Here is a 12552-nt window from a genome sequence, read left to right on the forward strand (position 1 = left end):
ATTATATAGATTAAAAAACCGCCGTCAACAGCCTCACAAAAGTTTTTCAAAAGCCAGGCATATAAAAAGAAAAAGGCAGCCGAAGCTGCCTTTGGGGAAGAACTTAATTACTCAAGCAGAGAAGGACGACCCGCAGCCACAGGTGGAGGTAGCGTTCGGATTGCGAATCACGAATTGCGCCCCCTCAAGACCTTCGCTGTAATCGATTTCAGCACCGACCAGATACTGGAAGCTCATCGGGTCAATCAACAGAGTTACGCCATTTTTCTCCATCGTCGTATCGTCTTCGTTCACTTCCTCGTCAAAAGTGAAGCCGTACTGAAAGCCGGAGCAGCCACCGCCAGTGACAAACACCCGCAACTTGAGCGCCGGATTTCCCTCTTCCTCGATCAACTCCTTAACCTTGCCGGCAGCACTGTCGGTAAACACAAAAGGGGTGGCCATTTCGGCAACTGCATTCATGAGCAAAACTCCAGAAAAAATTCATGCACGATTATGCGAGGCCGCACAATCCCGGTCAATCGTATTAGGCAGGGGTCGCGGCCTTAAGTTCCACGGACGCCCCAATCGCATTTACTAGGCGCCCCTCGATCACAGCCCCCTGGTGCATCTCAATTGCCGCGTACTCGACATCCCCCACAATACGCGCCTTCGATTGCATCTCCAGCGACTCAGTCACCACTACCGGACCGACCACGGAACCATTGGTGACCAGGTGACCAACCCTAACACCTCCTTCGACACGCGCATGCTCGCTCAATATCAAAGTGGAGGATGAAGCGCCCTCCACGGCCTGGATACTGCCCTTCACCTCACCGTCGACGCGCAGCCCTCCCGTGAAATACACAGCCCCCTCGACCCTGGTCCCTGCACCAATCAGGCTATCGATACGCCCCAAGGGCTTGTTGTGTTCCTTTTTGCCAAACATCGCAAACTCCTAAAGCTGCGTCAATCGCTTGGGTCTTATCGTACCATTTCGCAAAACACGAGACTCCCCCCCCCGCACGGAGCCATCCTTTTCACGCAGCGCTACCGCGACAGTTTTCTGTTTGCGCGAAACCCCGCCTCAGCCCCCGAAGGCACCAAACGCTCAAACACCTTCACCTCCTCTTTCAAGGCGGCATTTTCAGCCTCAAGCACGCCAATCTTGAGAATCAGTTGCTGATGAGAGGCACGCTCGATATTCAAGGCATTCTGGGCAGACCCCGCCGCCGAGCGCAAAACAGCCAGCTCATCTTGCTGCAACTGCAGTCGCTCACGCAGCCCCATCTCACCCTCTCCACCCTGCCCCACACCTCGGTAACTCGCAGCAAACCAGCCCAGCCCGAACACAACAACCGCAAACAATATGGCAGACAACCAGAACAAAGGGCGCGGCATATGTCGGCGAACAACCACTCGAGGTGACAACACCCCAAATCGTCGCCGATATCTTTTGAGCTTAAGAGAGAGAGCTGGCATTGGCATCCCGATACCTCGAACCAATCACGGAGATCGCCGCACGAAAGATGAGCCGTACCCCGATGCAACGCAGGAACACCCTACACAAGCGATTGCGAGGGGAGACTAGTGCCGAACACCCATAACACACCGCCTCAAACGACGACCAAGCGACAAACGAGAGGCAAATAAAAACGGGAGCCGAAGCTCCCGTTTCTGTTTCAGACCTGGTTTAAGCCAGATTAGAAGGAGTGACGCAGGCCAACGCTGAAGCCATTGACTTGGGCGCCGTCGCTCAGGCCACCAGAAACGGTAGCGGTGGAGTTCGGGTTCGAAACGCCGTACAGGTAGTCGTAGTTAGCGTTGTTCTTGTTGTTGATGCGGCTGTAAACAGCCTTCAACATGGTGCGCTTGGACAGGTTGTATTCGTAGCCAGCAACGTAGTGGTTAGCACCTTCCTTGTCGACGCTATTACCCTTCAGGTCGCCAGCGTGACCCCACTGAGCCAGGATCGCGCCCTTGCCCAGGTTGAACTTGCCGGACAGGTAGGTGGTGTTTTGCTTCAGATCGGAACCGGTGGTCGGGTCGAGGCGGGCACGGTCAAACAGGAAGCCGACTTGGCCGAAAGCAGCCTTGTACATGACGCCCAGACGGTGGTTGTCAACCTTGTTCCAGCCAGCAGCCAGGCCGTCACCAATAACGTTAACAGTAGAAACAGCACCGGTCGTGGTGTTAGCGGTCGTGGTGGAGGAAGCGCCAACGGAACCGTTACCAGCAGCATTAACAGCGGTGTAGGCGTAGCCAGCGTAGATCGGGCCGGTTTCGAAGTTCAGGCCCATGGTCCAGGCGGTGTTACCTTGACCGTTGTTGTCGGCACCCATGGACTCGTGACCAGCCAGACCCGTGGTGGTGAAGCCGGTGGAGTAAGCGGCAACACCGCTGAAGCCGCCGATGGTCGGGGAGACGTAGGCGATGGCGTTGGTGATGCGCTGGTCGAAGTGACCGGCACCCGAACCGCCGCCGAACTTGCCCAGCAGGGCGGTGTTGGCGCCAATGCCGGTAGCGCCGGCGTTGACGTCGAACTTGGCGCCCATGGCACGGGTCGGGCCAGTCAGGTTACCGGCAACGATGGTACCGAAACCACCAGCCAGACCAACGAAGGAGTCACGGTTGGCATTGCCACCGGTGGCGGCGTCAAAAGAAACGCTGCTTTCGAACTGGAAGACAGCCTTCAGGCCGTTGCCCAGATCTTCAACACCCTTGAAACCGATCAGGGAAGAGTTGGCGGTAACGCGGTTACGGCTGTTGAAATCCAGACGGTCGCTGTTGCCGGTAGAGCCGGTAGCCTTGACGCTGTCGAAGGTGGCGTCAGCAACACCGTAGATGGTGACGTTGGTTTGAGCGAAAGCGGCGGAAGAGGCCAGAGCAGCAACTGCCAGAGCGATAATCTTCTTTTGCATCAGAAAATCTCCTTAGTGGTTAGTTTTTGGTTTGACCCGAAAGTCATTCCAAGCTTTACCTCTCGGATCGAGAAGTTGCGTCGATTGTCGCAAAGAGCGAAACGCCCTAGCAACCGGTGTTTGCGTTGCTGCGACGCTTTTGGCGGGCTTTGTTGTTTTGGCGCAACAGGCTCAAGCGAACACGCGGGCCAGCTCGACACCCGGCTCCGGGGCGCGCATGAAGGCTTCGCCGACAAGGAAGGTTTCGACCTTGTTGGCGCGCATCAGGGCGACGTCTTCCGGCTTCAGGATGCCGCTTTCGGTGACGACGATACGGTCGGCCGGAATGCGGGAGAGCAAACCGAGGGTGGTATCGAGCGTGACTTCGAAGGTGCGCAGGTTGCGGTTGTTGATGCCGAGCAGCGGGGTCTTCAGTTGCAGTGCGGCATCCAGCTCTTCGCCGTTGTGCACTTCGACCAGCACGGCCATGCCATGGCCCATGGCCTGCGCCTCGAGGGCCTGCATGTCGGCAAGGCTCAAAGCGGCGGCGATGAGCAGGATGCAGTCCGCGCCCATGGCCCGGGCTTCGGCGACCTGGTAGGCATCGACCATGAAATCCTTGCGCAGCACCGGCAGGGAGCAGGCGGCGCGGGCGGCCTGGAGGTATTCCGGGCAGCCCTGGAAATATTGGCGATCGGTCAGCACCGACAGGCAGGCGGCGCCGTGCTGTTCGTAGCTGCGGGCGATTTCGGCCGGCTGAAAGTCGGGGCGGATGACGCCTTTCGACGGGCTGGCCTTCTTGATTTCGGCGATGACCGCCGGGCGGCCGGCCGCCATCTTGTTGCGGATGGCACCGACTAAATCGCGCGCAGCCGGCTGCGCGGCGGCTTCGGCCTCGACGGCCGCCAGCGATTTGCCGGCACGTGCCGCGGCGACCTCTTCGAACTTGGTCGCGATGATTTTATTGAGAATGTCGCTCATGCCTGCGCCCCCAGTCGTTGCGTGCATTGGACGAAGCTGTCCAGCCGGGCGCGCGCGGCGCCGCTGGCGATCGCCTCCCTTGCCTTGGCGATGCCGTCACCGATGCTGTCGGCGACATTGGCGACGTAGAGCGCCGCGCCGGCATTCAGGCAAACGATCTCGCGGGCGGCGCCCGCCTTGTTTTCCAGCGCCCCCAACATGGTGGCGCGCGATTCGGCGGCACTGGCGACCTGCAGGTTGCGCAAGGACATCATCTGCAGCCCGAAATCCTCGGGGTGAACTTCGTATTCGCTCACCTCGCCATCCTTCAACTCGCCGACCAGCGTGGCGGCGCCGAGGGAAATCTCGTCCAGGCCATCCTTGCCATGCACGACCAGGACGCGCTCGGCGCCCAGGCGCTGCATGACGCGGACCTGGATGCCGACCAGGTCGGGATGGAACACGCCCATCAGGGTATTCGGCGCGGCAGCCGGGTTGGTCAGCGGACCGAGGATATTGAACAGGGTGCGCACACCCATTTCGCGGCGCACCGGGGCGACATGCTTCATGGCGCTGTGGTGGTTGGGCGCAAACATGAAACCGATGCCGGTTTCCTCGATGCAGGCCGAGACCTGCTCCGGCGACAGCATGATGTTGGCGCCGAGCGCTTCGAGCACGTCGGCACTGCCGGAGCTGGACGATACGCTGCGCCCACCATGCTTGGCCACCTTGGCGCCGGCGGCGGCGGCAACGAAGATCGAGGTGGTGGAAATATTGAAGCTGTGCGCCGAATCGCCCCCGGTGCCGACGATATCGACGAAGCGGTTGTCGTAGGGCACCTTGACCGGCGTCGCCAGTTCGCGCATCACCGATGCGGCGGCGGCGATCTCGCCGATGGTTTCCTTCTTGACGCGCAGGCCGCTGATGATGGCGGCGATCATGACCGGCGACACGTCGCCGCCCATGATCTGGCGCATCAGGGAGACCATTTCGTCATGGAAGATTTCGCGGTGTTCGATGACACGCTGGAGAGCGGCTTGCGGAGTCATTGCCGTAGTCATTTCCTATGTTCGTCCAGGAAGTTCTTGAGCAGGTCGTGACCGCGCTCGGTCAGGATCGATTCGGGGTGGAACTGCACGCCTTCGACGGCCAGCGTCTTGTGGCGGACGCCCATGATCTCGCCGTCGTCCGTCCAGGCGGTGACCTCCAGGCAATCGGGCAGCGACTCGCGCTCGATGGCCAGGGAATGGTAGCGGGTGCAGGTTAGCGGATTGGGCAGCCCCTTGAAGACGCCGACATCCTTGTGATGCACCGGCGACACCTTGCCGTGCATCAACTGCTTGGCATGCACGATCTTGCCGCCGAAGGCTTCGCCGATGGACTGGTGGCCGAGGCAGACGCCGAGCAGCGGAATCTTGCCGGCGAATTCCTTGATCGCCGCCAGCGAAACGCCAGCCTGCGCCGGTGCGCAAGGGCCGGGGGAAATCACCAGGTATTCGGGCTTGAGGCGGGCGATCTCGGCGAGGGAAATCTCGTCGTTGCGAAAAACCTTCACATCCTGGCCCAACTCGCCGAGGTACTGGACGATGTTGTAGGTAAAGCTGTCGTAGTTGTCGATCATCAGCAGCATGCTGTTGATTCCTTGCCTGTTTTGTAAGCGCCAGATTCTACCTTAAGCACCGCCGTTCGACGCCTTTCAGACGATCTCCGGCGGCGCCGATCATGGCCGGCGATCCCGTTCGGGTTAAAATGCGCGCTTTCCCGCCGGACCCCATCATGACCGCCGCCCTTTCCATTCCTCCGCACAGCCTGTCCATCGTCGTCCCGTTCTACAACGAGGAAGACAATATCGCGCCGCTGGTGAAGCGGGTGCATGAGGCGCTGGCCGGCTACCAGCATCCATGGGAACTGGTGCTGGTCGATGACGGCAGCAGCGACGCGACGGTCGACCGCGGCCTGCAATGCGCCCGTGAATACGGCCCGCACGTCCGCGTCGTCGAACTGACCCGCAATTTCAAGCAGACGGCGGCCATGCAGGCCGGTTTCGACGCCGCCCGCGGCGACGTGATCGTGACCATGGACGGCGACCTGCAGAACGACCCGGTCGACATCCCGCGCATGGTCGCCCGCCTGCTCAACGAGGACCTCGACCTGGTCGCCGGCTGGCGCCAGAACCGCCAGGACGGCCTGTTCCTGCGCAAGATTCCGTCGAAGATCGCCAACCGCCTGATCGCCCGCATGACCGGCGTCAAGCTGCGCGACTACGGCTGCAGCCTGAAGGCCTACCGCGGCGACGTGATCAAGCGCGTCCGCCTGTACGGCGAAATGCACCGCTTCATCCCGGCCTGGATGGCGACCGTGACCACGCCGCGCCGCATCGCCGAGGAGGCGACGACGCACCACCCGCGCACGGCCGGCGTGTCGAAGTACGGCATTTCGCGCACTTTCCGCGTCATCCTCGACCTCATCGCCGTCTATTTCTTCATGCGCTTCCGCGCCCGCCCCGGCCACTTCTTCGGCAGCATCGGCCTGGCGCTGACCGCCATTTCCGGCCTGGTGCTGGCCTGGCTGGGCTGGGTCAAGTTCGGGCTGGGCGAGTCGATCGGCGGCCGCCCGCTGCTCATCGTCGGCATCGGCACCCTGATCGCCGGCGTGCATTTCATCACCACCGGCGTGCTCTCCGAACTGCTCGCCCGCATCTATTTCGAATCGGGCACCGTGCGTTCCTACTCGGCCCGCCAGACGGCCGAACTGGCTGCCGACGAGGCCTGGCACAAGGCGGATTGACGTAGCACAGGGCCGGCTCGACATTCGCCGGCCCGGCCCGATGTCGGAAACCCGAGGCTCGAAAGTGCCGCGCCCACGGCCCACCGACAGCCGACGGCCTATTTGCGGCCACCCCGGGCAATCGAATCAACGACTTGAACGACCTCCGATCCTGTCGCCTCTGCTGGCACGCAGCGTGCAATGCAGAAGGCACGGAACCGATCTCCGGTTTCCCGATTAGATCAACAAGGAGATTCAATGAACCGCACCATTTCTCGTTGCCTGCTCATCGCCGCCGGACTGCTTGCCTCCGTCGCGGCCTGGGCCGGCTTGCCCAACGTCGTGATCCTGGCCACCGGCGGCACGATTGCCGGCGCTGGCGCCGAAGCCACCAACAGTGCGACCTACCAGGCCGCCAAGGTACCGGTCGACAAGCTGATCGCCGGGGTACCGGAACTGGCCAAGGTGGCCAGCATACGCGGCGAGCAGGTCTTCCAAATCGCTTCGGAGAGCTTCACGAATGAGCACCTGCTGAGTCTCGCCAAACGCGTTTCCGACCTCTCGAAGCAAGGCGACGTGGACGGGATCGTCGTTACCCACGGCACCGACACCCTGGAAGAAACCGCCTACTTCCTCAATCTCGTGGTTCGCAGCGACAAGCCCATCGTGGTCGTCGGCTCGATGCGCCCGGGTACCGCCATGTCGGCGGACGGCATGCTCAACCTGTTCAACGCGGTCAGCGTGGCGGCCAGCCGCGATGCGCGCGGCAAGGGCGTTCTGGTCGCGATGAACGACGAACTGAACAGCGGCCGCGACGTCGCGAAGATGATCAACATCCGTACCGAAGCCTTCAAGAGCCCGTGGGGGCCGCTGGGCATGGTGGTCGAGGGCAGGAACTACTGGTTCCGCCTGCCGGCCAAGCGCCACACGGTCAATTCCGAATTCGACATCGACAAGATCGGCAGCCTGCCGCTCGTCGAGATCGCCTACGGCCAGGGCAACGCCAACGACACGGCCTATCGCGCCTTTGCCGACAAGGGCGCCAAGGCCATCATCCACGCCGGCACCGGCAACGGCTCGGTGAGCAACCGTGTCGTTCCCGCCCTGCGCGAATTGCGCGGCAAGGGCGTGCAGATCATCCGCTCCTCGCACGTCAATGCCGGCGGCTTCGTCGTGCGCAACGCCGAGCAGCCGGACGACCAGTACGACTGGGTCGTCGCCCATGACCTGAACCCGCAGAAGGCGCGAATCCTCGCTGCCGTGGCGCTGACCAAGACCAGCGACAGCAAGGAGCTGCAGCGCATTTTCTGGGAATACTGAGTTCCCGCCCTCTCCCTCATCGTAAGCACTAGATCGCCCGGGCCGGCCGTGATGCCGGCCTGAGCGCAAACCACCTTGCCCAAGTACATGCTGCAGCGTTTCGCTGCGGGCAGGGGGGCGTTCATTTCGAAAAAAGGATCAAGCACATGAAGAAAATCGTTATTGCCCTGGCCGGCGCCGGCCTGATTGCCGGCCTGTCTCCCGTTGCCGCCCAGGCCAGCGAGCTGGACGACATGAAACAAGCCCTGCAGAAATTGCAGGACCGGATTGCCCAACTCGAGGCCAAAAAGGAAGAACCACGCCCAGCCGCGACCAGCGTTCCGCTGCTCTCCGGCACGGCCCTGGGCGGGAACCCAAGCGCCGCCTTGTACGGCAAACTCGACCTGTTCACCGAATACAACTCCGGCGGCAACAAGGGGGACCGTCTCGCCCTCGAATCCGGCGGCCTCAACGGCAGCCGACTGGGCGTCAAAGGCGGGGCCGACATCAAGGAAGGCCTGCGCGCCGTCTATCAGCTGGAAGCCGGCTTCTTCGCCAACAAGGGCACGCTGGCCCAAGGCGGCCGCTTCTTCGGTCGCCAGGCCTACGCCGGGGTCGAAAGCGACACCTGGGGACGCCTCACCGCCGGCCGCCAGTATTCGCCGATGTACAACAGCGTGATTGCCTACGATGCCTTCGAGCAGGGCTACGGCTCCCCGACCACCGACGGCAACGTCAGCACCGGCGGCACCCGCTTCGACAGCTCCATCATCTACGCCACGCCGAAGTTTGCCGGCTTGAGCGCCACCGCGATGCTGGCGCTGGGCGGGGAAACCGGCCGGAGCTCCGATGCCGCCGCGCTCGCCGTCAATTACGAAAATGGCCCGCTCGGCCTGACCGCCGCCTACCAGCGCGACGACCACAACAGTTCGACGAGCGCCGTCATCAAGAACACGTTTGTCGGCGCCAGTTACCAGCTGCGCAACACCCGCCTGCTGGCCGGCTTTGGCCGCGCAGCGACCGACAACGACAGCGGAATCAACAAGGTCAGGCGCGAATGGATGATCGGCAGCCGGACGGCCGCCACCCTGACCGGACAACTGCTGCTGGCGTATGCCGAAGGCCACACCGAGGATGCGAGCCCGAACGACAAGGGACGCGTCGCGACCATCGGCTGGGTCGAAAGCATCAGCGCCCAATCCCGCGTTTACGGCATCGTCTCGGCACACAAGAACGCCGCTGGCTCGGCATTGGTCCCGATGGGCACCAGTTCCGCCGGCAACTACGTGATCAACCCGGGCGACTCCGCCTATGGCGTGGCATTGGGCTATCAGTACGCTTTCTAAACGGCGCCCCTGACGCAAGCGGGCGCTGCGATGCCGAGCGGATCGACATCGCAGCGCCCCTCAAGGTGCAGGCCGGGTTCAAATCAGGCCGTATTTCTTCAGCTTGTCGTGCAGGGTCGTGCGCGCGATGCGCAAGGCATCGGCGGTACGCTGGATATTGCCCTGCTGGCGAGAAAACTCGTCGTCGATCAGCAAGCGCTCGTAATTTTCGACCGCTTCGCTCAGGGATGGTGCCTCACCGCTCCCGATCACCTGCCCGCCAATGCCGAGGACATGGCATTCGGCGGCGTTGCGCAATTCACGGATATTGCCCGGCCAGTCCTGGGCCATCAGGCGACGCAGTGTTTCCGGGGTCAAGGGCGGCGGCGGGCGGTTGTAGCGTTTGGCGGCGTGCAGCAGGAAGCTGTCGTAGAGCGCCGGGATATCCTCGCGCCGCTCGCGCAGCGGCGGCAGCTCGATGCGCACCACGTTGAGCCGGTAGTACAGGTCGGCCCGGAACTTCCCTTGCTCCGACCAGACCTTGAGATCTTCCTTGCTGGCGGCGACCACCCGGCAATTCACGGGTATGAGCTGGTTCGAGCCGAGTCGCTCGATGACGCGTTCCTGCAGTACGCGCAACAGCTTGATCTGCATGTTCATCGGCATGCTCTCCAGTTCATCGAGGAAAAGCGTGCCGCCGCTGGCGTATTCGATCTTGCCGATACGACGCTTCTGGGCCCCGGTGAAGGCCCCCTGCTCGTGACCGAAGAGTTCGCTGTCGAGCAGGTTGTCGGCCATGCCGCCGCAGTTGATGGCGACGTAGTTTTCCTGGCCGGGACGGGCCAGGTCGTGCAGGCAGCGCGCCACCATTTCCTTGCCGGTCCCCGTTTCACCGACGATAAGCACGTCAACCGCGGCATTGGCGACATCGAGGATCAGGCGCCGCACCTTCTGCATTTGCGGCGAACGGCCGATGAGCCGCGCTTCGAGGTCATCACGATAATCCAGGCGGCGGCGCAGCGATTCGACCTCGAGGACGAGTTCGCGCTTTTCCAGCGCCCGCCGCACGACATCGACCAGATCGTCGATGGAGAAAGGCTTCTGCATGAAGTCGTAGGCACCGTTCCGCATGGCTTCGACGGCGAGCGTCACGTCGCCGTGGCCGGTGATGATGATCACCGGCAGGTCCGCGTCCTGCTCGCGGACACGGCGCAGCAAATCCATGCCGCTCATCCCCGGCAGACGCATGTCGGTGACCACGATACCGGGAAAATCCGGCGTCAGGTGCCGCTCCGCCTCTTCGCCCGAAGCAGTGGCAACGACGTCAATGCCGGCCAGTTGCATCGCCTGCTCGCAGCCGAGCCGGACATTCGGATCATCCTCGACAAGCAGGACTTTCAATGGCGTTTTCATGTGGTTTGTTCCCGATGTTCGGCCAAAAGAGGCGGCAAGAGGACGACGAAGCGGGCGCCCCCTCCCGGCGCGGGGCCGGCCAGGAGATCGCCGCCGAAATCACGCAGGATATCGCGCGAGATGGTCAGACCCAGCCCCAGGCCTTCGCCCGGTTGCTTGGTTGTAAAGAAAGGCTCGAACAGGTGAGCGAGCGCTTCCTCCGTGAAACCGCAACCGCTGTCGGTGACGGCGAGGGCCAACTGCCCGGAGCTGGCCTTGTCGACCGAAAAAGCCAGACGCCGCACCACCTCGCCCTGCATGGCGTCAAGTGCGTTGCCGATCAGGTTGACCAGCACCTGCTGCAGGCGATTGCGGTCGCACCAGGCAATCCAGGCTCCGTGTTCGACATTGCGCTCAACCGTGACGCTTTCCCGTTTCAGACGCACGTCGAAGAGGAAGAGCGCCCCCTCCACGGCCTGCGCGACATCGACTGCCGAATAGACGGCAGGCGACTTGCGGGCGAAGGTTTTCAACTGACCGATGATGCTCCCCATCTGCTCGATCAACTGCTCGACGATGGCCATGTTTTTCTCGGTGGTCGCCATGTCGCCACGCCGCATGAACTCCACGGCATTCGCTGCCAGCGCACGGATCGCCCCGAGCGGCTGACTCAGCTCGTGCGTGATGCCGGTGGCCATCTGTCCGAGAACCGCCAGCTTGGCGGCCTGCACGAGTTCATCCTGGGCGGCACGCAGCGTCTGCTCGGCACGCTGGCGCTCGACAACCTCGCGCTGCAAGCCGGAAACCGCCTCAGACAGATCGGCCGTACGTTCCTCGACCTTGCGTTCGAGCTCGTGGTTGGCCCGTTCGAGCAGCGCCCGCGCCTCTTCCCGGCCACGTGCCAGACGCCGGCGCTGCCGGGCATAGAGCACGCCGAGCAGCATGCAGCCGAAGGCCGCGATGCCGAGCGCCGCATGCGTGGCCGCCTGTACGCCGACCGGACGCAGATCGGAAAAGACAACGATCCGCCACGCTGTTCCCGGCAGGTGGCGAGACAAGGCCAGGTACTGGCGCTCCCCCTTCAAAGCCTGCAAATCGCCCCGCAAATGCTTGGGCAGGCGAACCAGCGTCCCCTCTCCCGCCCCCGAGAGATCGATATCGAGACTGAGTTCACCCAGGCGCTGGCCGGCAAACTGCTGACGTCCGATCTGATCCAGTGTCGTGCGCTCATTTGGCCTCAGCGTCGCATAGCGCCACTCGGGCGGCGATGCGAGGAGGACAAGATCGTTGCCGTCAACGATCAATGCCGGGGCTTCCTGAGCCAGCCAACGCCTTTCCAGCTCGCGCAGGCCTGACTTGACGACGGCTACGCCAATCACCCGCCAATCCTGCCTTTCGTCGCGAATCGGAAGCGCGAAGTAATAACCCGGTTCCTGACGGGCGGGGTCGATTGCATAGTGACGCGCCGGCGTTCCCTGCACGGCATCGCGGAAAAACGGCATGTAGGAGAGATCGGAACCCAGCAGGTTGTCGGAAAATATCCAGTCGCTGGAAGCCAGCACCCGGCCGCCGGTATCGAGCACGAAGATGGCCGGGCCGCCCAGATGATCGTTCAGCTTCTGCAGGAAATGGTTGGCTGCACCCTGCCGGACATCCTGTTGCTCGGTCGACGCCCGCAAGAGGGCGAGTATGTCGGGATTCAGTTCGATGGCGTTGGGGATGGAGGCGTGACGCGTCACTTCGCTATCGATGGCCGCCGCCAGGATATCCAGCTGATGGCTGGTGGCATCGCGCATCCGTTCGATGCCAAAGTGCTCGGACAGACGGTAGGTGAGCAGGCCGAGGAGCGCCAGAACGGCCAGCAGCATGGCCAGGCCGAGCGCACGATGCGGATGCGGAAGGGTAGGGGGCATGGCCTTGAGGGTCGCGAC

At 62.6% G+C, this 12552-nt stretch carries 12 protein-coding genes; 3 read left to right on the forward strand and 9 right to left on the reverse strand.

Annotated features, from left to right (window positions below; all coding sequences use genetic code 11):
- Positions 1-111 precede the first annotated feature (111 nt).
- The 7 genes from erpA to Q0P59_RS07750 form a co-directional block, all read right to left on the reverse strand.
- Positions 112-462, reverse strand: a complete 351-nt coding sequence (gene erpA / locus Q0P59_RS07720; RefSeq protein WP_295005269.1) for an iron-sulfur cluster insertion protein ErpA — start codon at positions 460-462, stop codon at positions 112-114.
- 64 nt (positions 463-526) lie between these two features.
- Entirely contained in the window at positions 527-928 is a 402-nt protein-coding gene (locus tag Q0P59_RS07725) for a polymer-forming cytoskeletal protein (RefSeq protein WP_295005271.1), read from the reverse strand.
- 101 nt (positions 929-1029) lie between these two features.
- Positions 1030-1269, reverse strand: a complete 240-nt coding sequence (locus Q0P59_RS07730; protein WP_295005273.1) for a hypothetical protein — start codon at positions 1267-1269, stop codon at positions 1030-1032.
- A gap of 413 nt (positions 1270-1682) precedes the next feature.
- A complete protein-coding gene (locus tag Q0P59_RS07735) occupies positions 1683-2900 on the reverse strand; it encodes a porin (RefSeq protein ID WP_295005275.1) in 1218 nt (405 codons plus the stop codon).
- Between the two features lie 171 nt (positions 2901-3071).
- Positions 3072-3860, reverse strand: coding sequence for an indole-3-glycerol phosphate synthase TrpC (gene trpC, locus Q0P59_RS07740; RefSeq protein ID WP_295005277.1), 789 nt, complete (start codon positions 3858-3860; stop codon positions 3072-3074).
- A complete protein-coding gene (trpD, locus tag Q0P59_RS07745) occupies positions 3857-4888 on the reverse strand; it encodes an anthranilate phosphoribosyltransferase (protein WP_295005279.1) in 1032 nt (343 codons plus the stop codon). Before trpD ends, trpC begins: the two co-directional genes overlap by 4 nt.
- An 8-nt stretch (positions 4889-4896) precedes the next feature.
- Positions 4897-5469, reverse strand: coding sequence for an aminodeoxychorismate/anthranilate synthase component II (locus Q0P59_RS07750; protein ID WP_295005281.1), 573 nt, complete (start codon positions 5467-5469; stop codon positions 4897-4899).
- 146 nt (positions 5470-5615) lie between these two features.
- Between Q0P59_RS07750 and Q0P59_RS07755 the strand changes: the two genes are divergently transcribed.
- The 3 genes from Q0P59_RS07755 (at position 5616) to Q0P59_RS07765 (ending at position 9250) form a co-directional block, all read left to right on the forward strand.
- Positions 5616-6626, forward strand: a complete 1011-nt coding sequence (locus Q0P59_RS07755) for a glycosyltransferase family 2 protein (RefSeq protein ID WP_295005283.1) — start codon at positions 5616-5618, stop codon at positions 6624-6626.
- Positions 6627-6863: 237 nt separating this feature from the next.
- Positions 6864-7925, forward strand: a complete 1062-nt coding sequence (locus Q0P59_RS07760) for an asparaginase (RefSeq protein ID WP_295005285.1) — start codon at positions 6864-6866, stop codon at positions 7923-7925.
- Positions 7926-8071: 146 nt separating this feature from the next.
- Positions 8072-9250 (forward strand): porin, encoded by a 1179-nt coding sequence (locus Q0P59_RS07765; RefSeq protein ID WP_295005287.1) that lies wholly within the window; start codon positions 8072-8074, stop codon positions 9248-9250.
- 78 nt (positions 9251-9328) lie between these two features.
- On the opposite strand, the gene Q0P59_RS07770 is transcribed toward Q0P59_RS07765, so the two are convergent.
- Both Q0P59_RS07770 and Q0P59_RS07775 read right to left on the reverse strand, forming a co-directional pair.
- Positions 9329-10642 carry a sigma-54 dependent transcriptional regulator gene (locus tag Q0P59_RS07770; RefSeq protein ID WP_295005289.1) on the reverse strand — a complete coding sequence of 438 codons (1314 nt, stop codon included), beginning with the start codon at positions 10640-10642 and terminating at the stop codon, positions 9329-9331.
- Positions 10639-12534, reverse strand: coding sequence for an ATP-binding protein (locus Q0P59_RS07775; protein WP_295005291.1), 1896 nt, complete (start codon positions 12532-12534; stop codon positions 10639-10641). The genes Q0P59_RS07770 and Q0P59_RS07775 overlap by 4 nt, the downstream gene beginning before the upstream one ends.
- Between the last annotated feature and the right edge of the window lie 18 nt (positions 12535-12552).

This window comes from uncultured Dechloromonas sp. (assembly GCF_945957265.1).
In the GTDB taxonomy this organism is placed as follows: Bacteria; Pseudomonadota; Gammaproteobacteria; order Burkholderiales; family Rhodocyclaceae; genus Azonexus.

Bases quoted from the DNA above. Each gene is read 5' to 3' on its own strand.
- erpA (WP_295005269.1), bottom strand. From the start codon at position 462: ATGAATGCAGTTGCCGAAATGGCCACCCCTTTTGTGTTTACCGACAGT.
- Q0P59_RS07760 (WP_295005285.1), top strand. From the start codon at position 6,864: ATGAACCGCACCATTTCTCGTTGCCTGCTCATCGCCGCCGGACTGCTT.
- Q0P59_RS07765 (WP_295005287.1), top strand. From the start codon at position 8,072: ATGAAGAAAATCGTTATTGCCCTGGCCGGCGCCGGCCTGATTGCCGGC.
- Q0P59_RS07755 (WP_295005283.1), top strand. From the start codon at position 5,616: ATGACCGCCGCCCTTTCCATTCCTCCGCACAGCCTGTCCATCGTCGTC.
- trpD (WP_295005279.1), bottom strand. From the start codon at position 4,888: ATGACTCCGCAAGCCGCTCTCCAGCGTGTCATCGAACACCGCGAAATC.
- Q0P59_RS07725 (WP_295005271.1), bottom strand. From the start codon at position 928: ATGTTTGGCAAAAAGGAACACAACAAGCCCTTGGGGCGTATCGATAGC.
- Q0P59_RS07775 (WP_295005291.1), bottom strand. From the start codon at position 12,534: ATGCCCCCTACCCTTCCGCATCCGCATCGTGCGCTCGGCCTGGCCATG.
- Q0P59_RS07770 (WP_295005289.1), bottom strand. From the start codon at position 10,642: ATGAAAACGCCATTGAAAGTCCTGCTTGTCGAGGATGATCCGAATGTC.
- Q0P59_RS07735 (WP_295005275.1), bottom strand. From the start codon at position 2,900: ATGCAAAAGAAGATTATCGCTCTGGCAGTTGCTGCTCTGGCCTCTTCC.
- trpC (WP_295005277.1), bottom strand. From the start codon at position 3,860: ATGAGCGACATTCTCAATAAAATCATCGCGACCAAGTTCGAAGAGGTC.
- Q0P59_RS07730 (WP_295005273.1), bottom strand. From the start codon at position 1,269: ATGGGGCTGCGTGAGCGACTGCAGTTGCAGCAAGATGAGCTGGCTGTT.
- Q0P59_RS07750 (WP_295005281.1), bottom strand. From the start codon at position 5,469: ATGCTGCTGATGATCGACAACTACGACAGCTTTACCTACAACATCGTC.